The organism is Rhizobium sp. OAE497 (assembly GCF_040546565.1).
GTDB lineage: Bacteria > Pseudomonadota > Alphaproteobacteria > Rhizobiales > Rhizobiaceae > Rhizobium.
In genome coordinates this window covers 2,333,249-2,354,745 of the sequence record NZ_JBEPOA010000001.1, presented here as the reverse complement: position 1 = coordinate 2,354,745, position 21,497 = coordinate 2,333,249, and the positions used below count along the sequence as shown (strand labels likewise).

Here is a 21,497-nt window from a genome sequence, read left to right as displayed (position 1 = left end):
TCGGTCCTTGCGCCATTGGGGCGGGTATTTCAAGGGCAGTGGCGGTGTTTGTTGGCCTCTGCCGAGATCGCTACGGCGCGTGGCCCCCCTCATCTCCGGTGCAACGAGTTGCACCTGAAACCTTCGGGCACCTTCTCCCCGGGGGGAAGGGAAGCGTGCCGCAGCGTCGATTTACCCTCTCCCCAGCGGGGAGAGGGTCAGGGTGAGGGGGCTCCGGGCCGCAGCTTCTGCCTTGGTCCGTTCCCCAAGTCTGTTCTCAATCCCGGATCACCAGCAGGTCCGCCGCCATGAAGCGCAGCGTCACCGTTTCGCCGGCCTGGGGCGGGGCGACGCCCGGGTTGTTGAACATGTCGAAGGAAATGACGTTGCCGCCGACATTCATGCGGGTGCGGATGACCGAACCGAGGAAGTGGGCGGAGACAACTTCGCCGGTCAGCGCCGTATCGCTCTTGACGCCTTCGGCCAGCGAGCCGGCTTCCGGGCGCAGCGCCAGCTGCACGGTGTCGCCGGCCTTGTAGGTCTGCACCGACTGCTTCAGCGTGACACCCTGATCGCCGATCTGGATGCGGTTGGCAGCGGGATCGACGACCTTGGCTTCGATCAGGTTCAGCGTGCCGACGAAGGAGGCGACGAAGCGGGTGGCCGGCGTGTTGTAGATCTCGAAGGGCGTGCCGATCTGATCGGCCTTGCCAGAGTTCATGACGACGATGCGGTCGGAGATCGACAGCGCCTCTTCCTGGTCATGGGTGACGAAGATCGTGGTGATGCCGAGCTGGCGCTGGATCGCCCGGATTTCTTCGCGCAGCGATACGCGGATCTTGGCGTCGAGGGCCGAGAGCGGCTCGTCGAGCAGCAGGACCTGCGGCTTGACGGCGAGTGCGCGGGCGAGCGCCACGCGCTGCTGCTGACCGCCCGACATCTGGTAGGGGAAACGGTCGGCGAGGTGGCCGAGATGGATCAGCGCCAGCATTTCCTTCACGCGGGCGTCGATCTCGGCCTTCGGCTTGCCGGCGACCTTCATGCCGAAGGCGACGTTGTCGTGCACCGTCATGTTCGGGAACAGCGCGTAGGCCTGGAAGACCATGCCGATATTGCGCTGGTTCGGCTTCAGCGAGGTCTGGTCCTTGCCGTTGATCGTCAGCACGCCGCCGGTCGGCGTTTCGAAGCCGGCGATCATGCGCAGGATCGTGGTTTTGCCACAGCCCGATGGACCGAGGAAGGAGACGAATTCTCCCTTCTCGATATTCATGTTGAAGTTCTTGACGACCTGGACCTGGCCGAAGGACTTCTGAATGTTGGTCAGCGTGAGAAATGACATGAGACGGATACCTTAAGCCTTGGCCGGACGGGCCTTGCCGAAGCGGGAGACGAGATTGAGCAAGCCCATGCTGAGCCAGGTGATGGAGAAGGCGATCACGGCGAGTGCCGAGGGTTCATAGGCCTTGTTGGCACCGACGAGCTGCAGATACGGGCCGAAGGCCGGCCGGTTGAGCAGGGCTGCGAAGGTGAACTCGCCCATGACGATCGCGAGCGTGATGAAGGCGCCGGAGAGGACGCCGCTCATGACGTTCGGGAAAATGCACTTGAACATGATCGTCGGCCACTTGGCGCCGAGGCTTTCGGCGGCTTCCGTCAGGGTCCGCACGTCGATGGCGCGCATCGCGGTATCGACCGAGCGGTACATGTAGGGCAGCGACAGGGTAATGTAGGAGAAGACCAAGAGCACGTTAGTGCCCATGGTCGAGCCCGTCATCGGCAGGATCGACGACGAGTTATACATGCGCAGATAGCCGAAGACGATGACGATCGCCGGAATGACCAGCGGCAGCAGCGTGATGAACTCGACGACCTGGCGCATCTGCGGCAGGCGCAGGCGAACCCAATAGGCGGTCGGTACGACGAGCAGCATGCCGAAGATGATGGTCATCAGAGCCATCAGCATCGAATAGCCGAAGGTCTGCTGGAACTGCGCGTCGGAGAAGACCGACTTGTAGGCATCGAAGCTGTAGCCGTCGCGGCGCATGCGCAGCGAGAATTCGAGCGTGCCGAGAAGCGGGACGATGAAATAGGTCGCGCCGATGATGATCGCGATCCAGGCGCCGATACGTTGTCCCTTCATTTCTGCCACCGTTCAGCGCGCATGCGCAGCATGAGGTAAAGGACGTTCGATACGCCGGTGATGACGATCATGCCGAGCGCGATCGCGTAGCCGAGGTTGGCATTGTGCAGAACGTCGCCGCGGATCTGCGCATAGAGCAGGATCGGCACGATGTTCAGCGACGAACCGGTAAGCGCGTAGGCGGTTGCGATGGCGCCGAAGGCGTTCGCGAAGAGCAGCAGCGTCGTGCCGAGCAGGCTCGGCCAGAGGATCGGCAGGGCGACCATCGTCCAGTACTGGCGGTTGCTGGCGCCGAGGATTTCGGCAGCCTCGCGCCATTCCTTCTTCATGCCGTCGAGGGCAGGCGTCAGGATCAGCACCATCAGCGGAATCTGGAAATACATGTAGGTGATGGTGAGGCCGAAGAAGGACAGCAGGTTGAAGCCCGTGCCGTAGAGATTGAAGCCGAACCAGTCACGCAGGAAAATGGTGACGAGGCCGGTGCGGCCGAGCGTCGCCAGGAACGAGAAGGCGAGCGGGATACCGGCGAAATTGGATGCGACGCCCGAGAAGGTCAGCAGCGTGCCGCGCACCGAGGCGGGCAGGCCGCCGAGCACCACGGCCCAGGCGAGGAAGAAGCCGATGAGCGCACCGCCGAGAGCCGAGGCAACCGAGACGCGGATACTGATCCAGTATGCGCTCAGGATGGATGGCGTGAAGAGATCGGCGATGTTCTTCAGCGTGAATTGACCGTCCGGCGTGAAGAACGCGCCGATGACCAGATAGAGCGTCGGGATGATCAGAAACAGCAGGGCGAAGATGATGAATGGGGCGATGCCGAGCCAATCCACCACGCGATCGCGGTTGATGAATGGGGCACTGCTTGCCGCAGGCGCAGTCACGGTGCTCATGGATGCTCATCCGGGGACGTCGAGGGGAAAAAGAACCTCCCCGCCGTGGGCGGGGAGGCATGGCAGCAGATATTACTGAACGTTGGCGCCGACGACGCTATCCCACTTGCCGGTGATAGCAGCCTTGCCCTTGTCCTGCTCGTCGAGCGTCGGGAAGACGGCCTTTGCATAGCCTTCAGCCGGCGGCAGCTTGTCGAGCAGTTCCTTCGGAACCTTGCCCTTCTGAGCGAGGTCGTTGAAGCGGATCGGGTGGCAGTAGCCCTTCAGCCAGCCGAGCTGACCTTCGTCCGAATAGAGGTATTCCATCCAGAGCTTCGCAGCGTTCGGGTGCGGAGCGAAAGCGGAGATCGCCTGGACGTAAACGCCAGCGACAACGCCCGAGGTCGGAACGACGACTTCAACCGGCGGGTTGCCGTTCAGGCTGTCGCGCCAGGAGAGACCGTTGTAGTCCCAGGCGACGACGATCGGGGTCGAGCCCTGAGCGAGCGAAGCGGACTTGCCGATAACCGGAACGAGGTTGCCGGCCTTGTTGAGCTCTGCGAAGTAGGAAAGACCTGCTTCACCAGCCTTCGTTGCGTCCTTTTCGCCGGCAGCGAGGCCAGCAGCGTAAACAGCCTGGACAGCCTGGTTCGAAGCGCGCGGGTCACCAGCGAGCGAGATCGAGTTGGCGTATTCCGGCTTCTTCAGGTCGGCCCAATCCTTCGGGACGTTCTTGACGATGTCGGTGTTTACGACGAACGAGAGAACGCCGTAGTAATCGCCGTACCAGTAGCCGTCAGCGTCCTTTGCGGAGTCCGGAATGGAATCCCAGGTCGAGACCTTGTACGGCTGGATCAGGCCTTCAGCCTTGGCCGACGGGCCGAAGGAGAGACCGACGTCGATGACGTCAGGAGCCTGCGGGCCGGTGTTGCCCTTGTTGGCCTTGATTGCTTCGATTTCGTCGCCCGAACCTGCATCCGGGTTCAGTTCGTTGACTTCGATGCCGTACTTGGCCTTGAAGCCTGCGATGACGTCGCCGTAACCGCACCAGTTGTGCGGCAGAGCGATGGTCGTCAGCGTGCCTTCCTTCTTGGCGGCAGCGATCAGGTCGGCGCTCGGCTCAGCTGCAGCAATTGCAGTCGAAGCAACGACGATCGCAGTAGAAAGCGAAAGCAGTCGAGAAATGTTAGAGATCACTGTTGTTCTCCTTCGGTTTTCAGTGGTCTGGCGAAGCTGTTACTGACCTTGCATGAAGCTTGTATGACAGTCGCGTGACGTTAATTTTTCTTTTGATTGCAGGCGGTTGCCGGTGCTGTTCCGTTTGCGACACGCCGCTCTATTTTGTCTGCGCCTTCATTGATTTTATTTAATCTTGCCCCTTTCCCTCTTACCCAAGTTTGCGGAAGAGCCTGGTCTGTTCGAACAGACCCTCCAGCGTTTTCATGCGCTCCTTCGTTTCGTCCCATGTCGAGCTCTGGACCGCTTCGATCAGCGCCTCGACAATGAAGAGAGTGACGACGGATGAATCCCAGGCCGACGGCGCCTCGATCTGGACGCGAAAGGCGTGCCTGGCGAGCTTGGCGGCGGGCGATCCCCACTGGTCGGTGAAGACGATGATCTCGGCGCCGCGCTTGCGCGCTGCCTGTGCCAGGCTCACCATCTCCTGCTCGTAGCGGCGGATGTCGAAAATGATCAGGAGGTCGCCGGCGTTCATATTGAGAACGTATTGCGGCCAGCTCGATGAATTGGAGGAGAGCAGGGCGGTGTTCGGCCGGATGACCTGCATATGGGTGAAGAAATACTCGGCGAGCGCGCCGGTGATGCGGCCGCCAACGAAATAGAGGCCGCGCTTGCGGTCCGACAGCAGCGAGGCGACGCTATCGAAGGTCGCGGTGTCGAGATCGCCGAGCGTCTGGCGCAGATTGCCAATGATGGCATCGGCGAAGCGATTGAGAATGTGGGTGCCCGGCGCATTCGAGGCCCAGCGGTCATGCTTGGCGATCGGGTTGGAGATCGTCGCCTCGACTTCCTGATGCAGATGCGCCTGGAAATCCGGATATCCCTTGAAGCCGAGCTTCTGGACCATGCGCACGACCGTGGGCGTGGAAACGCCGGCATTTTCGGCAATGGTCGTGATGCTGCCCAGTCCTGAGACCGGGTAGTTGTCCAGCAGACTTTCGGCCAATTGCTTCTCGGCGCGCGTCAGCACGTCGAAATGCGAATGGATTACGTCCGAGACCGTCTTCGACGCGGCGTTCACTCGATCTTGCTCCCCGGGAATGGCTTGTTTTGATCCCGACGCTTTCCCTTTGCGTCAGGTGCCACTTTCCCACTCAAAGTTAACAACGCTGTCACAATCCATGTCAACCATTGTCATGAAAAGAAATTTTCAGAGCGCGCTTGACAGTGTGGAAAAGCTGAAGAATTCTTTTCTTATTAATTTTTTATAAAGCCATCTGGCGAGGCGCAGCCCACGTGCTCAACGAGTTCAAGGTCCTAAGCGAAGCAGAAGGAAGTTGCGCCGGCATCGAGCGGCGCGGCGGCAAGAGCCCGGTGCTCGTCATCTGTGAACACGCGTCGCGGACCCTGCCGGAAGCCTTCGGCGATCTCGGCCTTTCAAAGGACGCGCTGGAAAGCCACATCGCCTGGGATCCGGGCGCTCTGGCGGTGGCGCGCGGGATTTCGGCAGCGCTGGATGCGACGCTCGTCTACCAGCGTTTTTCCCGTCTCATCTACGATTGCAATCGGCCGCCGGAAGCGCCGGGCGCAATGCCGGAGAAGAGCGAGATCTACGCCATTCCGGGCAACCAGGGACTCACTTCCGAACAGCGGCAGGCGCGCACCGAAGCGCTCTACATTCCCTTTCACAATGCCGTGCGCGAGCTGATTGCCGAGCGCAAGGCGAGGGGACAGGAGAGTGTGGTTGTCACAATCCACAGCTTTACGCCTGTCTTCAACGGCAAGCCGCGTGCAGTCGAGCTCGGTATCCTGCACGATGCCGACAGCCGCCTCGCGGACAAGATGCTGACGGCTGCGGCCGATGCGCCGCTCTACAAGACAGAACGCAATGAACCCTACGGCCCTGCAGACGGCGTGACGCATACGCTCATCCTGCACGGGGTTTCCAACGGGTTCCGCAATGTAATGATCGAGGTCCGCAACGACCTTATCAATGACGATGCCGGTCAAGGGGTCATGGCCGACTATCTCACAGGGCTTCTCCAGCAGTGTCTGGAAGGCTGACTATAAAAAGAAAACGGCCCCAGGGAGCAGCTTAGCTGCGGACGTCCGATGGCAAATGCCACGGACAATTTGGCACAGGATCGACCGCAATCCCGCGGCCGATCGCTAACAGGGGGAAGTCATGTCTGACTATACCGATCTGGATAAAAAGCAGGATATGAGCGTCCTGCATTCCATGGGCTATGCCCAGGAACTTGAACGGCGGATGAGCTCGTTCTCGAACTTCGCAGTGTCATTCTCGATTATTTGCATTCTCTCCGGCGGCATCAACTCGCTGGCTCAGGCCACGGCAGGTGCAGGCGGCGCGGCAATCGGCATCGGCTGGCCGATCGGCTGCTTCGTATCGCTCGTCTTCGCCGTGGCGATGGCGCAGATCAGCTCTGCCTATCCGACGGCCGGCGGCCTCTATCACTGGGGTTCGATCCTCGGCAACCGCTTCACCGGCTGGCTGACCGCGTGGTTCAACCTGCTCGGTCTGGTCACCGTTCTCGGCGCCATCAACGTCGGCACCTATTACTTCTTCATGGGTTCCTTCGGCACCAGCTATTTCGGCCTGACGGATACGACTGCGGTCCGCATCGTCTTCCTCATCGTCATCACCGGTGCACAAGCGCTCGTGAACCACATGGGCATCGGCCTCACCGCCAAGCTCACGGACTTCTCGGGCTACCTGATCTTCGCAACGGCCATCGTGCTTTCGGCCGTTTGCCTGTTTGCCGCACCGTCCTACGAGATCGGCCGCCTCTTCACCTTCGCCAACTATTCCGGCGAAGCGGGCGGCAACGTCTGGCCGGCGACATCGGGCGCCTGGGTGTTCCTGCTCGGTCTGCTGCTGCCGATCTACACGATCACCGGCTATGACGCTTCGGCCCATACGTCGGAAGAAACCGTCAAGGCGGCTCACTCGGTTCCGCGCGGCATGGTTTCGTCGGTCCTTTGGTCGGCGCTGTTCGGCTACATCATGCTGTGCTCCTTCGTCCTCATGCTGCCGAACATGGACGATGCTGCAAAGCAGGGCTGGAACGTGTTCTTCTGGGCGATGGACGCGCAGGTCAATCCTGTCGTCAAGGACATCCTCTATTTCGCAATCCTCGTCAGCCAGTGGCTGTGCGGCCTTGCGACGGTGACGTCCGTTTCGCGCATGATCTTCGCCTTCTCGCGTGACGGTGGCCTTCCGGCTTCCAAGGCGCTCGCCAAGGTCAGCCCGAAATACCGCACGCCGGTTGCCGCGATCTGGACGGGTTCGATCCTGTCGGTGCTGTTCGTCTGGGGCTCGTCGCTGGTTTCGATCGGTGACACGCCTGTTTACACCATCGTCGTCTCGTGCACGGTCATCTTCCTGTTCTTCTCCTTCGCGATCCCGATCACGCTCGGTCTCTTCGCCTGGGGTACGTCGAAGTGGGACAAGATGGGTCCGTGGAACCTCGGCGAAGGCGTCTTCAAGCTCTTTGCTGTCCTCACCGTTCTCGCCATGATCCTGATCTTCATCCTCGGCGTTCAGCCGCCGAATGGTCCGGCTCTCTACGTGACGGTCGGCTTCCTCGTTCTGACCGGCATCGTCTGGTTCGGCTTCGAGAAGCGCCGCTTCAAGGGCCCGCCGATCGGCGACGAAGTGGCGCGCCGTCAGGCGGAGATCGCCGCTGCCGAAAAGGCTGTCGGCCAGCACTAAGGCCAGAGGCTTCCCTCTCGAATGGCGGGGCCGCGGCGCACGCGGCCCCATCCCCGGTTCAATGAAAAAGCATCGGGCAGGCATCGCCTGCCGCTGCATGCCCTTTCGTTGTTCCGAATTCTCAATTCAAAAGAAGCAGGCGGGTAAAAGATGACGACCAGCTATACTCTCGACGATCTCAAGAAGGACGTGGCCGAGGGCCGCATCGATACGGTTCTGGCATGCCAGATCGACATGCAGGGCCGCCTGATGGGCAAGCGCTTCCAGGCCGAATACTTCCTCGACAGCGCCTGGAAGGAAACGCATAGCTGCAACTATCTCGTGGCGACCGACATGGAGATGGAGACGGTCTCCGGCTACAAGGCGACGAGCTGGGAAAAGGGCTACGGCGACTATACGATGAAGCCGGACCTTTCGACGCTGCGCCGCATTCCCTGGCTGGAAGGCACGGCACTCGTTCTCTGCGATCTGCTCGATCACCATACGCATGAGGAAGTGCCGCATTCGCCGCGCGCCATCCTGAAGAAGCAGGTCAAGCGCCTGGAGGCGATGGGCATGAAGCCGTTCATGGCTTCGGAGCTCGAATTCTTCCTGTTCGACCAGACCTATGAATCGGCTCATGCTTCCGGATATCGCAACCTGAAGCTCGCCAGCGCCTATAACGAGGACTACCACATCTTCCAGACGACCAAGGAAGAGGAAGTGATGCGGGCGATCCGCACCGGTCTGCAGGGCGCCGAAATCCCGGTCGAAAACTCGAAGGGCGAGGCCTCTGCCGGTCAGGAAGAGATCAACGTCCGCTATGCCGAGGCCCTGACGATGGCCGACCGCCATACGATCATCAAGAACGGCTGCAAGGAAATCGCCTGGTCGAAGGGCAAGGCCATCACCTTCCTCGCCAAGTGGCATTACAACGCTGCCGGCAGCTCGTCGCATATTCACCAGTCGCTCTGGAGCCTCGACGGCAAGCCGCTGTTCTTCGACGAGAAGGGCAAGTACGGCATGTCGAAGCTGATGGAGCAGTATGTCGCCGGCCTGCTCGCCCATGCGAGCGAGATCACCTATTTCCTGGCGCCCTACATCAACTCCTACAAGCGCTTCATGGCCGGTACGTTCGCGCCGACCAAGGCGATCTGGAGCAAGGATAACCGTACCGCCGGCTATCGCCTCTGCGGCGACGGCACCAAGGCGATCCGCATCGAATGCCGCGTCGGCGGCTCCGATCTCAATCCCTATCTCGCCTTTGCGGCGCTGATTGCCGCAGGCATCGACGGCATCGAGAACAAGCTTGAACTCGAAGCGCCCTTCGTGGGAGATGCCTATGGCGCCCGCAAGGTGCGCGAGATCCCGCGGACGCTGCGCTCGGCTACCACGGCGATGACCAAGTCGAAGATGCTGCGCAGCGCCTTCGGCGACGACGTCATTGACCACTATACCCGCGCTGCCGAATGGGAGCAGGAGGAATACGACCGTCGCATCACGGACTGGGAGGTGGCGCGAGGGTTCGAGAGGGCTTGAGATAATCGCAACACTCGCTCTGATTGTTGCGTTGGTCGCATTATGCTAATGTGATCTGCGTTTTCAGAGGAGATCGACATGGGTGTGATCGACAGCGCTTGGTTCTATGAAAAGCTCTCGGAGCGCGGCTCCTCGCTTCGCGATATGGCCCGTTTTATGGGGCTTGATCCGAGCGCGGTGTCGCGCATGCTGAACGGCGAACGGAAGATGAGCGCTGAGGAGCAGGACCAGATCGCCGATTATATCGGCGTTCCCTTGGATGAGGTTGCGGCGCATCGGCGCGGTGACCTCGCCGGGTTCGCCGAGAAGAAGCAGGCGGGCAATGAAAGTGCGGGCGCCAATCCGGGGGAGATGGATGAGCCGCCGGTGAAGATGTTTACGGAGGACGATGTCATCTACAAGGATGGCAAGCGCTGGATGGAACTGGACGATGGGACGCTGCTGGAAGTGCACCCCGCGTGGGGATGCATGAAGGGGACGCTGACCATCATGCCGGGAGTCGATCTGACCGCGCCTGCCGATCCTGATTGGGCTAAAGTCTACGACGATGACTGACCGCTTTCTGCTCGATACTTGTGCGGTTCTTTGGCTTGTCGAGGGAGCGGCACTAAGCAGAGATGCGAACGTTGCACTTAGTCGTGGACGTGAAAAGCGTAGCCTGTTCGTTTCATCAATGTCGGCGTGGGAGATCGGTATATTGATCAGCAAAGGCCGTCTGCCAACAACGAAAAATGCTATGTCCTGGTTTCAAGATGCTGTCGATATGATTGGTGCGCAGACTGCCGATGTTTCCCTGCAGGCGCTTGTCGTGTCGTCCTTTTTGCCGCGGCCCGTTCACAACGATCCCGCAGATCGCATCCTGATTGCGACCGCGCGGGAAAACGACCTGACGATCATCACGCGCGATCGCGCAATTCTTTCCTACGGCGCTGCGGGCCATGTCCGCACGCTGGCCTGTTAAGTCTGGAGCATAACTGATGACTATTATCCAATGCATATCGCCGGTCGATGGATCGGTCTACGCGGAGCGCCCGGCGCTCTCGCTGGAGGCGGCGAAGGAAGCCGTGGCCCGCGCGCGCAAAGCGCAGAAGACCTGGGCGAAGCGTCCGCTCGAAGATCGCGTTCAGCTGGTGCTGAAGGGTGTCGCGCGTCTCAACGAGATGTCCGACGTCGTCGTTCCCGAGATCGCCTGGCAGATGGGCCGTCCGATCCGTTATGGCGGCGAGTACAAGGGCTTCAACGAGCGCTCCAATTACGTCGCGTCGATCGCGGCGGAAGCACTGGCGCCGCTCGTCGTCGAGGAGAGCGACAAGTTCGAGCGCCGTATCGAGCGTGAAGCGCATGGCGTCGTCTTCGTCGTAGCGCCGTGGAACTACCCGTACATGACGGCGATCAACACGATCGCTCCGGCGCTGATGGCCGGCAATACCGTGGTGCTGAAGCATGCGTCGCAGACGCTGCTGGTAGGTGAGCGGCTGGTGCAGGCCTTCGTCGAGGCCGGCGTTCCCGAAGATGTCTTCCAGAACGTTTTCCTCGATCACCAGACGACTTCGGCGCTGATCGCGGCCGGCAGCTTCAATTTCGTCAACTTCACCGGTTCGGTCGAAGGCGGCCGCTCGATGGAGCGGGCGGCGGCGGGCACCTTCACCGGTCTCGGCCTCGAGCTCGGCGGCAAGGATCCGGGCTATGTCATGGAAGATGCCGATCTCGACGCTGCCGTCGATACGCTGATGGATGGCGCGACCTACAATTCCGGTCAGTGCTGCTGCGGTATCGAGCGCATCTACGTGCACGAGTCGCTCTATGACTCTTTCGTGGAGAAGTCGGTCGCCTGGGTGTCGAACTACAAGCTCGGCAATCCGCTCGATCCCGAGACCTCTCTCGGCCCGATGGCGAACAAGCGCTTTGCCAAGGTGGTGCGCGAGCAGATCGCCGATGCGGTTTCCAAGGGTGCCAAGGCACTGGTCGATCCGAAGCTTTTCCCGCAGGACGATGGCGGCGCCTATCTCGCTCCGCAGATCCTCGTCAATGTCGATCATTCGATGGAGTTCATGCGCGAAGAAACCTTCGGTCCGGCCGTCGGCATCATGAAGGTCAAGTCCGACGAGGAAGCGCTGGCGCTGATGAATGACAGCCAGTATGGCCTGACCGCCTCGCTCTGGACCAAGGATGCCGAACGGGCAGGGCGCCTCGGCCGCGAAATCGAAACCGGAACGGTCTTCATGAACCGCGCCGACTATCTGGATCCGGCGCTTTGCTGGACCGGCGTCAAGGAAACCGGCCGCGGCGGCTCGCTGTCGATCATCGGCTTCCAGAACCTGACGCGTCCGAAATCCTATCACCTGAAGAAAGTCACAGCATGAGCAGCAACATTACAGCCAACTGGAGCTACCCGACAGCGGTCAAGCTCGGCCGCGGCCGCATCAAGGAGCTCGCCGACGCCTGCAAGAGCCTCGGCATGAAGAAGCCGCTGCTGGTCACCGATCGGGGCCTTGCCTCGATGGCGATCACCAAGAACGCGCTCGACATTCTCGAAGACGCCGGTCTCGGCCGGGCGATCTTCGCCGATGTCGATCCGAACCCGAACGAGAAGAACCTTGAAGCCGGCGTCAAGGCCTTCAAGGATGGCGGTCATGACGGCGTCGTCGCCTTCGGCGGCGGTTCGGGCCTCGACCTCGGCAAGTGCGTCGCCTTCATGGCCGGCCAGACGCGCCCGGTCTGGGATTTCGAGGATATCGGTGACTGGTGGACGCGCGCCAGCGTCGAAGGCATCGCGCCGATCGTCGCCGTGCCGACGACGGCGGGCACGGGCTCGGAAGTCGGCCGCGCCAGCGTCATCACCAATTCGGCGACGCATGTGAAGAAGATCATCTTCCATCCGAAGTTCCTGCCCGGCGTCGTCATCTCCGATCCGGAACTGACGGTCGGCATGCCGAAGATCATCACCGCCGGTACCGGCATGGATGCCTTCGCGCATTGCCTGGAAGCCTATTCCTCACCGTTCTATCATCCGATGTCTGCGGGCATCGCGCTTGAAGGCATGCGCCTCGTCAAGGAATTTCTGCCGCGCGCCTATAAGGAAGGCACGGATCTGGAAGCCCGCGCCAACATGATGTCGGCCGCCGCCATGGGCGCTGTCGCGTTCCAGAAGGGTCTCGGCGCCATTCACGCGCTGTCGCACCCGATCGGCGCCGTCTACAACACCCACCACGGCATGACCAATGCCGTCGTCATGCCGGCCGTGCTGCGCTTCAACCGCGCTGCGATCGAGGACAAGATCGCCCGTGCGGCGGCTTACCTCGGCATTTCCGGCGGCTTCGATGGCTTCTACGACTACGTGCTGAAGCTGCGTTCCGAGCTCGGCGTGCCGGAAAGCCTCTCGGCGATGGGAATCGCGCCCGACAGGATCGACGAACTCTCGGCGATGGCAATCGAAGATCCGAGTGCCGGCGGCAATCCTGTTCCGATGACGCTCGAAAACACCAAGGCGTTGTTTAGGGATTGCTTCTAAGGGGATCAGATGAGTCGTTCGTTTCGATATGCAGTTCTGGGCGTTGTGCTGGCGGTCCTCGGGGCGCCAGCCGCTCATGCCGAATCTTTCTCCGCACTGGGCAAGCAGGGTTATGCCGTCGGCCCGATGGGGCAGGGGAAATCCGGTGCTCTCGGCTGGGTCGTTTCCAAGGGTGGCAGCAAGTTCTTCTGCCGCCTGAGGGCGAGTTCCGCCTATTCCGGCGGCAACGGCATGGTGGGCTTCACCACGAGCGGGCGGATGATCAAGATGAACCGCGCGGTCTATGAAGCGACGATCGGCGGGCACGACCCGTCGATTCCTCAGCTTGCCGACCTGAAGGCGGGCCGCGTGCGGCCTGCCGATGTCGGAGCGTGCAGCAAGATCTGAACGGAAGGCTTATAAGGCGGACCAACCAGCTGGCCCGGAAAGCGCAGGCTTTCCGGGCTTTTTTTGTCCGCAGACATCCTGAATTCTAGGGATGTGAGAAATGCAGGCTGCAATTTCGGGCTGTCCGTTTAGGTTTTGTTAACCACGATTGGAAAGGATGCATTAACCGCACGATGAATCGAAAAGTGCGTAAGAGAGCGATACCGGCTCGCGGCTTTTCCATTCGAGGACCTGATATGCCAGTCATTACTTTTGCAAATACCAAGGGCGGCGCCGGCAAGACCACGGCCGTGCTGCTGCTGGCAACCGAGCTTGCTCGCAAGGGATATCGCGTCACCATTCTCGACGCCGATCCGCAACACTGGATTTCGCGCTGGCATGAGATTTCCGGCAACGTCTACAACGTTTCCGTCATCGATTTCGTCACCTCCGCATCGCTGCCGCAGCATATCAGCGAGAACAAGGCGAATACCGATTACTTCATCATCGACCTGCCGGGCGCGCGCAATCCGCTGCTGGCCACCGCTGTCGGTCTTTCCGACCACGTGCTGATCCCGATCCAGGGCTGTGCCATGGATGCCCGCGGCGGTGCGCAGGTTCTGGAACTGCTGCAGTATCTGGACGAGAAGGCAGGCATCAAGATCGGCCATTCGGTCGTTCTCACCCGCGTCAACTCGATGGTCACCACCCGCGCGCTGCAGCTCGTCAAGGCGCTGCTCAACGAGCGCCATGTCCCGGTTCTCGATACGGCGATCATCGAACGTTCGGCCTTCCGCGATATCTTCGATGTCGGCGGCACGCTTGCGACCATGGATCCGACCCGCGTTTCCAATCTCGACAAGGCGCGCGAGAACGCGCTCTGTTTCGCCGAGGAAATGATGCGCAAGCTGCCGGTGAAGCTGCCGATCGCGGCTCGCCTCTCTGGCCTGCTGATGCGCGACGCTGCCTGATCCCCAAAAAGTCACAACAAAAAAGCCGCCGGTAGACCGGCGGCTTTTTTGTTTGTTCAATTGTGAATGGTCAGTCGACGAATTCGACGGTGACGCCGGGCTTGACCATCTTGGCGAGCTCGGTGGCATCCCAGTTGGTCAGGCGGATACAGCCGTGGCTCTGGGTACGGCCGATCTTGGAGGGCTCCGGCGTTCCGTGAATGCCGTAGGTCGGCTTGGAGAGCGCGATCCAGACCGTGCCGACCGGGCCGTTTGGGCCTGGCGGGATGTTGAGCACCTTGTCGTTGGCGCCCTGCTGGAAGTTGATCTTCGGATTGTAGGTATAGCCGGGGTTCAAGGCGACGCGATCGACCGTCACCGTGCCCGAGGGCGAGGGTGTGTCGGCGGAGCCGATCGAGGCCGGGTAGGCGGCGATGAGATTGCCGGCATCGTCATAGGCGAAGACCTGCTTCTTGGCCTTGTCGGCGAGGATCTTGGCCACCGTGCCGGTTTTGGGATCGCCGGGATTGACGACCTTGATGATCGTGCCGGGGACGGTGAAATCCACGCCGGGGTTCATTTCCTTCAGGAATCCCTCGTCCATGTGGAAGCGTTCGGCCAGGGCCTCGGTGGTGGAGGTGTAGGCGAGGGACGGAAGCAGCGCCTTGTGGGCATAGTCTTCGGGAATTTCCGCGACATAGGGACCGGCGGCATCCGAGGGGGTGATCGTGTAGCTGACGACGGGCAGGCCGCCGGAAAGGCGCAGTTGCTCGAGGATCGCGTCCGTATTGTTCGGGTCGAGATTTTCGCCGGTCATCTGGTTATAGGCGTAGATCGCCTTGGTGACGTTCGAGCCCATGTGGCCATCGATGACGCCAGGAGATATGCCGGCGCGGTCGAGGAAGACCTGCAGCGCGACGATCTCCGGCTTCGACTTGCCCTTCAAGGTAATCGTAGGCTCTTCGGGAGTACGCGGCTGCTCAACCTGCGGCGCCTGCTGATCGGGGTCGATCGAGGCATAGTCGCCGTTCTGCTGGTCGGGATAGGGCTGGTCGAGCGGCTGGCGGTCGATGCTCGCATCGCGCGGGATCGAGCCGGTCACGGCGCCGCGCTCGATGTAGCGGGTGCTGCCGTAGCGGCTGTGCTCGCCGTTCTCGGCATTATAGGGGTCGTTGTTATAAGGATCGCGCGAGGGCGCCGCCGGGTAATAGCCGCGCGAGCGCATCTCGGTGGCGACGATCCGGCCGTAGCTGTCGACAAGAACGCGGTTGCCGCTGCGGTCACGGGAATAATAGACGTCGGCGCCCGGCGGGATGTAATCGACGATCTGGCCGTCCGGCGTGACCATGACGACGTCGCGCTGGCCGCGGCCACCCCATTGCTGCGCTTGCGCTTCCGGTATCACCGAAGTGACGGCCAGAACGACGGCGGCGAGCGACAGGCCATATTTCAAAATGCGATTCACGTCTCACACCTCAACCAGTGACTGGGCCGACACACACCCGCGAATTTTGACGCTAGTGTGGAATTTATGAATTCGTACTGAACAAATTATGAAAATATCCGTGATCACTTGCGTGAGGCTAAACGTTTGGTTTGCCTCGACGGTTCCGAGTTGATTGCCGGTTGTGGGCAATTGCGCGCAGCGTGATTGACGAAAGCTTGCGTCACCCCTAACCCTACGGCTGTTTTGATACAGGGGAGGACGCCATGATCGAATTTGCTGCCGCCAAAGGGCCGCGCCTGATGCTGGATGAAACGTCGGTCATGGATATCGGCGCCTGCGTCGTCGATGGCGTCGATATTTCGCCGAAGCGGGCGATCCCCGATGATGGCGATCCGCGCATCGACCATTCGCTCGAAGGCTTCCTGTTTACCTGCGGTCCTGATCACATCCGCCACCGCGAGCCGATCCCGGGCCGAACCGATGGAGCGGTCTATCCGTTGCACGGCTCGGTTTCCGGCCACAAGGCGACGGTGTTGTGGACCAAGTTCGAGAACGGCAATGCCGAGTGCCGCGCCGATATCGATCTTGTCACCGTCGAGGGACTTCCGCAGCGCATCGAGCGGCTCTGGAAGATCGATGGCGCGACCGGCGAGGTTTCGCTGGAGGACAAGGTCGTCAATACCAGTGACCAGACGTTGCCGACCTTCCTGATGTATCATATGAATGTCGGCGGCAAATGGTTCGACGAGGGGACGCGGCTTGAGGGCAAGATGCTCGAGGGCGACGGTTTTCCCTGGACCTTCGGCGAGGAACTCGGCGGTATCTTCTGCGTCGCGGCGCCGGCGACGGACAGCGGCTATGCCGAGGTGCGGCTCGGGCCGATGAAGGCGGTCCATGGCCGGACGCTCAGGGTTCGCATGCGCGCCGATACGCTGCCTTACCTGCAGGTCTGGCGGAACCAGAAGGAGCCTGCCCATATTCTTGGTATCGAGCCGGTGACGCATCGCTGGGTCTCGCGCGGCGAACTGGAAGCGGCAGGCGAGTTCAACATGCTGAAGCCGGGCGAGAGCCGCAGCTACGGGTTGACCTTCGCCTTTCTATGAGCGAGTTGTTGACGCTCGCGGTTACGCATCGTAGAGCTTCTGCCGTTCATTTTCAGGAGGCATTCGCGATGGACATCCGCCCGATCGACGACGAATATTCGGTTTCCGGCCAGATCTCGGTCGAGGATCTCGACCAGATCAAGGCGCTCGGCTTCAAGTCGATCGTCTGCCACCGTCCCGATGGCGAAAGCCCGGACCAGACGCCGTTCTCGGTGATCGAAGCGCGCGCCAAGGAGCTTGGTCTCGACATCGCTCACGTTCCTGTCGGCCCGATGGGCGTGACCGAGGAAGCGGTTGCCGGCATGGTCGATGCGCTCGACGAATTCCCGCGTCCGATGCTCGGCTACTGCCGTTCCGGCGCCCGCTCGACGGCGACCTATCAGAAGAGCCATCACCTTCGCGGCTGATATCCCGGCGCGGCCAGGTTCCGCGCCCTTCATTCCATAAGAAACTCAGGAGAAAATCATGAGCATCAAGCGCATCGGTCCCGGTCCCCGCATGAGCGGCGCCGTCGTCCACGGCAACACCGTCTATCTCGCCGGCCAGGTTGCCGAAGGTGAGACCGTCACCGATCAGTGCAAGGCTGCTCTTGCCGAAGTCGACCGCCTGCTGGCGGCTGCCGGCTCGAACAAGTCGAAGATCCTGCAGACGCTGATCTACCTCTCCGACATTTCCGATTTCGCCGAAATGAACGCTGCCTGGGAAGCCTGGGTCGACCCGGCCAACACGCCGGCGCGCGCCACCAGCGAAGCCAAGCTCGCCGCTCCGAAGTACAAGGTGGAGTTCATCGTCACCGCGGCGATCGACTGATATTTCGGTTGTATCCGAAATCCGAAGCCGGTGGGTTCGCCCACCGGCTTTTTTGTTTGGCGGCCTTTCAGCTCTTCGTCCGGATCTGCGTCAGCGTCCGCGCCGGTGTGATGGCTTCCGGATCGAGCTTGATCTCGATAATCGCCGGCTTGCCGCTGGCACGCGCCCGTTCAAAGGCGGGGACGAAATCGGCTGTGGTCTCCACCGTTTCGCCATGGCCGCCATAGGCGCGGGCAAGGGCTGCAAAATCGGGGTTGGTGAGATCGGTGCCGCTGACGCGGCCGGGATATTCGCGCTCCTGATGCATGCGGATCGTGCCGTAGATGCCATTGTTGATGACCAGCACGATGATCGGCAGACCGTAGCGGACGGCGGTGGCGAATTCCTGCCCGTGCATCATGAAGCAGCCGTCACCGGCAAAGCAGATCACCTCGCGCTCGGGAAACAGCGCCTTGGCGGCGACCGCGGCAGGCAGGCCGTAGCCCATCGAGCCGGATGTCGGGGCCGCCTGGGTGTTGAACTGGCGGAAGCGGTGGAAGCGGTGCAGCCAGGTGGCATAGTTTCCGGCGCCGTTGGTGAAGATCGTATCGGCGCGGGTATTGCCTTCGACCCAGTCCATGATCGGGCCCATATGGACATTACCGGGGCCGGTCTGCGGCGGCTTCGACCATGCGAGATAGCTCTGGTGCATGCGCTCGGTGCGCTCGGCCCAGCGCGGTTCGGCGGGGGCTTCGAGATCGGCAAGCGCATCGACGAAATCCTGCGGCGAGGCGGCGATTGCCAGATCCGGCCGGTAGATGCGGCCGAGCTCGGAGGGATCCGGATAGATGTGGACGAGCTGCTGCGCCGGGTAGGGGATGTCGATCAGCGTATAGCCTGACGACGGCATTTCCGACATGCGGCTGCCGAGCAGGATCAGCAGATCGCTTTCCTTGATCTCCTTGGCGAGCGCCGGATTGATGCCGATGCCGACATCGCCGGCATAGGAGGGATGCAGGTGGTCGAACAGCATCTGGCGGCGGAAGGAGCAGCCGACCGGCAGCTTGAATCGCTCGGCGAAGGCGCGGAAATCGGCGACGGCATCGGCATCCCAGCGGGTGCCACCGAGGATCACCAGGGGACGCTCGGCTTTCAGGAGCCGCATGTAGAAGTCGTCTACCTGGCGGCGGCCGGGATAGGCGGCGACGCGCGAATAGGCGCGCGCACGGGGCGACTCCACTTCATCGCGCAGCATGTCCTCGGGCAGTGACAGGACGACCGGGCCGGGGCGGCCAGAGGTGGCGATCGCAAAGGCGCGGGTGACGAATTCCGGGATGCGGGCGGCATCGTCGATCTCGCCGACCCATTTGGCATATTCGGTCAGCGCCCGGCGGAACTCGACCTCCTGGAAGGCTTCGCGCTCGCGGGCATCGCGCTGCACCTGGCCGATGAACAGGATCATCGGAATCGAATCCTGGCGGGCGATATGCAGGCCCGCCGAAGCATTGGTGGCGCCGGGGCCGCGGGTAACCATGCAGATGCCGGGCTCGCCTGTCAGCCGCCCCCAGCAATCGGCCATCATCGCAGCGCCACCTTCCTGGCGGCAGACGACGACCTCGATGTCGCTGTCGTGAAGGGCATCGAGAACGGCGAGGAAGCTCTCGCCGGGAACGCAGGAGAGGCGGGTCACCCCGTTGGCCTTCAACGCTTCGACGATCAGTTCTCCACCCGATTTCTTCATGATGCCGTTGTCCTCCCTTCTATCGACCGCTCCAGCGCTTCGAGTTCAGCCAGCACCTCCTCCTGGTGCTCGCCGAGGCGCGGGCTCGGTCTTTCGTAACGTAGCGGTGTTTCCGACAGAACCACAGGGGTTCTGACGCCAGGGATCATCGTCCCGGCGGTGTCGGCAAGATCGATGCGCAATCCGCGGGCGATCACCTGCGGATCGGCAAACATTTCCTCGATCGTATTGATGGCGCCGGCTGGCACTGCGTTTTCTTCGCAGGCTCGCAGAAGATCGGCCTTCGGCCAGTTCAGTGTCTTGCCGGAGACGAGGCGGCGGACTTCGTCGCGATTGGCGACGCGGGCCTTGTTGGTGGCGAAGCGCTCATCTTCGCCGATACCCTCGAGACCGAGAATGGTGCAGAGGCGGCGGAACTGGCCGTCATTGCCGACGGCGAGGATGAGATAGCCATCGGCAGCCGGGATCACCTCATAGGGCGAGATATTCGGATGGGCATTGCCGAGCCGCACCGGCGCCTGGCCGCCGACGAGATAATTCATGTTCTGGTTGGCGAGCACGGCGGACTGGACATCGAGCAGCGCCATGTCGACAAGCTGGCCCTCGCCTGTCTTCAGTGCGTGGATCAGCGCCGCCTCGATCGCCGAGACGGCATAGATGCCGGTGAAGATATCGGCGATCGCCACGCCCGCTTTCATCGGCTGGCCCTCGGGTTCACCGGTGATCGACATGAAGCCGGACATGCCCTGGACGATGTAATCGTAGCCGGCGAGATTGGCATGGGGGCCGGTCTGGCCGAAGCCGGTGATCGAGCAATAGACCAGCTTCGGATTGATCTTGCGCAGGCTCTCGTAGTCCAGCCCGTATTTGACGAGGCCGCCGAGCTTGAAATTCTCGATCAACACGTCGGCGGTTGCCGCGAGACGGCGCACCAGCGCCTGTCCCTCTTCGGTCTTCAGGTCGGCGGTGATCGAGCGCTTGTTGCGGTTTGTTGAGTGGTAATAGGCGGCCGAGAGGTTTTCGCCGTCGGCGCCCTCGACGAAGGGCGGCCCCCAGTGGCGGGTATCGTCACCGCCTTCGGGATTCTCGACCTTGATGACGTCGGCGCCGAGATCGGCCAGCATCTGCCCGGCCCAGGGACCGGCGAGCACGCGGGCGAGCTCGATCACCCTGATGCCATCAAGCGGCGGCTTTTTGCTGGTGGCCGTCATGTTCCTCCCGCGGGCGGTTTTACGGCGCCCGTGTTGCCTCAGATGTATCGGATACGGGCTTGGATGCAAAGCGCCGCTCGCGCCAGATGATGTAGAGGCCCGACGCGATGATGATCAGGATGCCGAGCCATTTCAGCGCATCCGGGAAATCGCCGAAGACCAGCCAGGCGAAGATCGTCGCCGAGACGATCTCGAAATATTGCAGCGGTGCCAGCGTCGAGGCGGGGGCGGCGCGATAGGCATAGACGCCGAGAATGCCGGCGATCGCCGCCATGACGCCGACGCCGGCGAGATAGAAGAAGGCAAGCGCCGAGGGCATGACCGGATCGAACACATCCGAGCCGCTGCTTTCGCCGATATAGAGAATGATGCAGCAGAAGAAGAGGCCCCAGAGGCCCATCTGGAACTGCATGACCCAGGGGTCCTCGCGCTGCGCCAGCGCCCGGTTCATCATCGCCGAGATGGCGATGCAGACGGCGCTGACGACGGGGAGAAGCGCGACGAAGCCGACTTCCTGGAAGCTCGGCTGGATGATCAGGATCGCCCCGAAGAAGCCGACGCCGCAGGCCGTGTAGCGCCGCCAGCCGATGGCTTCGCCGAGGAAGATGCTGCTGAGGATCGTCAGGATGATCGGCTCGACGAAGAAGATGGCGATCGCATCGGCGACCGACATGTATTTCAGCGTGGCGACGAAGGAGATCATCGAGATGGTCATGATGATCCCGCGGATCGCGTGATAGAAGGTCTGCTTCCACGAGAGATCGGCGAGGTTTTTGCGCCAGATGACGACGGGCAGCATGCAGATCGCCTGGACGGCGAAGCGCGCCGCGGTGATCTCGGCAGACGGCACGGTGGCGATCGCCAGCTTGGCGAAGATATCGATCAGCGGCGAGAACAGCACCGAGAGAAGCATGAGCATCAGGCCCATGGTGACTTCGGAGGATGCTGTCGTCTTCATTGC

21 protein-coding genes are annotated in these 21,497 nt (G+C 61.7%); 12 read left to right on the top strand and 9 right to left on the bottom strand.

Annotation, left to right across the window (positions count from 1 at the left end):
- Window positions 1-256: 256 nt before the first annotated feature.
- The 5 genes from ABIE40_RS12075 to ABIE40_RS12055 all read right to left on the bottom strand — a co-directional run bounded on the left by ABIE40_RS12075 (window position 257) and on the right by ABIE40_RS12055 (window position 5,248).
- Entirely contained in the window at window positions 257-1,318 is a 1,062-nt protein-coding gene (locus ABIE40_RS12075) for an ABC transporter ATP-binding protein (protein WP_199629205.1), read from the bottom strand.
- 12 nt (window positions 1,319-1,330) lie between these two features.
- Window positions 1,331-2,119, bottom strand: coding sequence for an ABC transporter permease (locus tag ABIE40_RS12070; RefSeq protein WP_112715556.1), 789 nt, complete (start codon window positions 2,117-2,119; stop codon window positions 1,331-1,333).
- Window positions 2,116-3,009 (bottom strand): ABC transporter permease, encoded by an 894-nt coding sequence (locus ABIE40_RS12065; protein WP_112715554.1) that lies wholly within the window; start codon window positions 3,007-3,009, stop codon window positions 2,116-2,118. Before ABIE40_RS12065 ends, ABIE40_RS12070 begins: the two co-directional genes overlap by 4 nt.
- 72 nt (window positions 3,010-3,081) lie before the next feature.
- Entirely contained in the window at window positions 3,082-4,185 is a 1,104-nt protein-coding gene (locus ABIE40_RS12060; protein ID WP_025555490.1) for an ABC transporter substrate-binding protein, read from the bottom strand.
- 190 nt (window positions 4,186-4,375) lie between these two features.
- A complete protein-coding gene (locus ABIE40_RS12055) occupies window positions 4,376-5,248 on the bottom strand; it encodes a MurR/RpiR family transcriptional regulator (protein WP_025555491.1) in 873 nt (290 codons plus the stop codon).
- 215 nt (window positions 5,249-5,463) lie between these two features.
- Here ABIE40_RS12055 and ABIE40_RS12050 point away from each other — a divergent pair, with 215 nt between their 5' ends.
- The 9 genes from ABIE40_RS12050 to ABIE40_RS12010 all read left to right on the top strand — a co-directional run bounded on the left by ABIE40_RS12050 (window position 5,464) and on the right by ABIE40_RS12010 (window position 14,266).
- Window positions 5,464-6,231 (top strand): N-formylglutamate amidohydrolase, encoded by a 768-nt coding sequence (locus ABIE40_RS12050; RefSeq protein ID WP_199629204.1) that lies wholly within the window; start codon window positions 5,464-5,466, stop codon window positions 6,229-6,231.
- 121 nt (window positions 6,232-6,352) lie between these two features.
- A complete protein-coding gene (locus ABIE40_RS12045) occupies window positions 6,353-7,900 on the top strand; it encodes an amino acid permease (RefSeq protein ID WP_112715550.1) in 1,548 nt (515 codons plus the stop codon).
- Window positions 7,901-8,050: 150 nt separating this feature from the next.
- Window positions 8,051-9,418, top strand: coding sequence for a glutamine synthetase family protein (locus ABIE40_RS12040; RefSeq protein ID WP_130277965.1), 1,368 nt, complete (start codon window positions 8,051-8,053; stop codon window positions 9,416-9,418).
- A gap of 78 nt (window positions 9,419-9,496) precedes the next feature.
- Window positions 9,497-9,973 carry a helix-turn-helix domain-containing protein gene (locus tag ABIE40_RS12035; protein WP_199629203.1) on the top strand — a complete coding sequence of 159 codons (477 nt, stop codon included), beginning with the start codon at window positions 9,497-9,499 and terminating at the stop codon, window positions 9,971-9,973.
- Complete coding sequence (locus ABIE40_RS12030; protein ID WP_199629202.1) at window positions 9,966-10,379, top strand: type II toxin-antitoxin system VapC family toxin; 414 nt, start codon at window positions 9,966-9,968, stop codon at window positions 10,377-10,379. Before ABIE40_RS12035 ends, ABIE40_RS12030 begins: the two co-directional genes overlap by 8 nt.
- Before the next feature lie 16 nt (window positions 10,380-10,395).
- Window positions 10,396-11,781 carry an aldehyde dehydrogenase family protein gene (locus tag ABIE40_RS12025; RefSeq protein WP_130277968.1) on the top strand — a complete coding sequence of 462 codons (1,386 nt, stop codon included), beginning with the start codon at window positions 10,396-10,398 and terminating at the stop codon, window positions 11,779-11,781.
- Window positions 11,778-12,929 carry an iron-containing alcohol dehydrogenase gene (locus tag ABIE40_RS12020; RefSeq protein ID WP_112715540.1) on the top strand — a complete coding sequence of 384 codons (1,152 nt, stop codon included), beginning with the start codon at window positions 11,778-11,780 and terminating at the stop codon, window positions 12,927-12,929. The genes ABIE40_RS12025 and ABIE40_RS12020 overlap by 4 nt, the downstream gene beginning before the upstream one ends.
- A 9-nt stretch (window positions 12,930-12,938) precedes the next feature.
- A complete protein-coding gene (locus tag ABIE40_RS12015; RefSeq protein ID WP_112715538.1) occupies window positions 12,939-13,316 on the top strand; it encodes a hypothetical protein in 378 nt (125 codons plus the stop codon).
- Between the two features lie 236 nt (window positions 13,317-13,552).
- The gene (locus ABIE40_RS12010; RefSeq protein ID WP_112715536.1) at window positions 13,553-14,266 is read left to right on the top strand and encodes an AAA family ATPase; all 714 of its coding nucleotides are present in this window, start codon (window positions 13,553-13,555) and stop codon (window positions 14,264-14,266) included.
- 70 nt (window positions 14,267-14,336) lie between these two features.
- On the opposite strand, the gene ABIE40_RS12005 is transcribed toward ABIE40_RS12010, so the two are convergent.
- Window positions 14,337-15,710 (bottom strand): L,D-transpeptidase, encoded by a 1,374-nt coding sequence (locus ABIE40_RS12005; RefSeq protein WP_199629201.1) that lies wholly within the window; start codon window positions 15,708-15,710, stop codon window positions 14,337-14,339.
- Between the two features lie 245 nt (window positions 15,711-15,955).
- On the opposite strand from ABIE40_RS12005, the gene ABIE40_RS12000 reads away from it, so the two are divergent.
- The 3 genes from ABIE40_RS12000 (at window position 15,956) to ABIE40_RS11990 (ending at window position 17,605) form a co-directional block, all read left to right on the top strand.
- Complete coding sequence (locus ABIE40_RS12000) at window positions 15,956-16,795, top strand: DUF4432 family protein (RefSeq protein WP_199629200.1); 840 nt, start codon at window positions 15,956-15,958, stop codon at window positions 16,793-16,795.
- A gap of 68 nt (window positions 16,796-16,863) precedes the next feature.
- Entirely contained in the window at window positions 16,864-17,202 is a 339-nt protein-coding gene (locus ABIE40_RS11995; RefSeq protein WP_112715530.1) for a protein tyrosine phosphatase family protein, read from the top strand.
- 58 nt (window positions 17,203-17,260) lie between these two features.
- Complete coding sequence (locus tag ABIE40_RS11990; protein ID WP_199629199.1) at window positions 17,261-17,605, top strand: RidA family protein; 345 nt, start codon at window positions 17,261-17,263, stop codon at window positions 17,603-17,605.
- A gap of 67 nt (window positions 17,606-17,672) precedes the next feature.
- Here ABIE40_RS11990 and ABIE40_RS11985 read toward each other — a convergent pair whose 3' ends face one another.
- From ABIE40_RS11985 to ABIE40_RS11975, 3 genes are read right to left on the bottom strand one after another with little or no spacing between them, the layout of a single operon-like run.
- Window positions 17,673-19,325, bottom strand: coding sequence for a thiamine pyrophosphate-binding protein (locus ABIE40_RS11985; RefSeq protein ID WP_199629198.1), 1,653 nt, complete (start codon window positions 19,323-19,325; stop codon window positions 17,673-17,675).
- On the bottom strand, window positions 19,322-20,536 hold the full coding sequence (caiB, locus tag ABIE40_RS11980) for a succinate--glutarate CoA-transferase (RefSeq protein ID WP_199629197.1): 1,215 nt from the start codon (window positions 20,534-20,536) through the stop codon (window positions 19,322-19,324). Before caiB ends, ABIE40_RS11985 begins: the two co-directional genes overlap by 4 nt.
- A gap of 19 nt (window positions 20,537-20,555) precedes the next feature.
- On the bottom strand, window positions 20,556-21,494 hold the full coding sequence (locus ABIE40_RS11975; RefSeq protein WP_130277975.1) for a DMT family transporter: 939 nt from the start codon (window positions 21,492-21,494) through the stop codon (window positions 20,556-20,558).
- Window positions 21,495-21,497 lie beyond the last annotated feature (3 nt).

Bases quoted from the DNA above. Each gene is read 5' to 3' on its own strand.
- ABIE40_RS12075 (WP_199629205.1), bottom strand. From the start codon at position 1,318: ATGTCATTTCTCACGCTGACCAACATTCAGAAGTCCTTCGGCCAGGTC.
- ABIE40_RS12070 (WP_112715556.1), bottom strand. From the start codon at position 2,119: ATGAAGGGACAACGTATCGGCGCCTGGATCGCGATCATCATCGGCGCG.
- ABIE40_RS12065 (WP_112715554.1), bottom strand. From the start codon at position 3,009: ATGAGCACCGTGACTGCGCCTGCGGCAAGCAGTGCCCCATTCATCAAC.
- ABIE40_RS12045 (WP_112715550.1), top strand. From the start codon at position 6,353: ATGTCTGACTATACCGATCTGGATAAAAAGCAGGATATGAGCGTCCTG.
- ABIE40_RS12040 (WP_130277965.1), top strand. From the start codon at position 8,051: ATGACGACCAGCTATACTCTCGACGATCTCAAGAAGGACGTGGCCGAG.
- ABIE40_RS12035 (WP_199629203.1), top strand. From the start codon at position 9,497: ATGGGTGTGATCGACAGCGCTTGGTTCTATGAAAAGCTCTCGGAGCGC.
- ABIE40_RS12030 (WP_199629202.1), top strand. From the start codon at position 9,966: ATGACTGACCGCTTTCTGCTCGATACTTGTGCGGTTCTTTGGCTTGTC.
- ABIE40_RS12025 (WP_130277968.1), top strand. From the start codon at position 10,396: ATGACTATTATCCAATGCATATCGCCGGTCGATGGATCGGTCTACGCG.
- ABIE40_RS12020 (WP_112715540.1), top strand. From the start codon at position 11,778: ATGAGCAGCAACATTACAGCCAACTGGAGCTACCCGACAGCGGTCAAG.
- ABIE40_RS12015 (WP_112715538.1), top strand. From the start codon at position 12,939: ATGAGTCGTTCGTTTCGATATGCAGTTCTGGGCGTTGTGCTGGCGGTC.
- ABIE40_RS12010 (WP_112715536.1), top strand. From the start codon at position 13,553: ATGCCAGTCATTACTTTTGCAAATACCAAGGGCGGCGCCGGCAAGACC.
- ABIE40_RS12000 (WP_199629200.1), top strand. From the start codon at position 15,956: ATGATCGAATTTGCTGCCGCCAAAGGGCCGCGCCTGATGCTGGATGAA.
- ABIE40_RS11995 (WP_112715530.1), top strand. From the start codon at position 16,864: ATGGACATCCGCCCGATCGACGACGAATATTCGGTTTCCGGCCAGATC.
- ABIE40_RS11990 (WP_199629199.1), top strand. From the start codon at position 17,261: ATGAGCATCAAGCGCATCGGTCCCGGTCCCCGCATGAGCGGCGCCGTC.
- ABIE40_RS11985 (WP_199629198.1), bottom strand. From the start codon at position 19,325: ATGAAGAAATCGGGTGGAGAACTGATCGTCGAAGCGTTGAAGGCCAAC.
- caiB (WP_199629197.1), bottom strand. From the start codon at position 20,536: ATGACGGCCACCAGCAAAAAGCCGCCGCTTGATGGCATCAGGGTGATC.
- ABIE40_RS11975 (WP_130277975.1), bottom strand. From the start codon at position 21,494: ATGAAGACGACAGCATCCTCCGAAGTCACCATGGGCCTGATGCTCATG.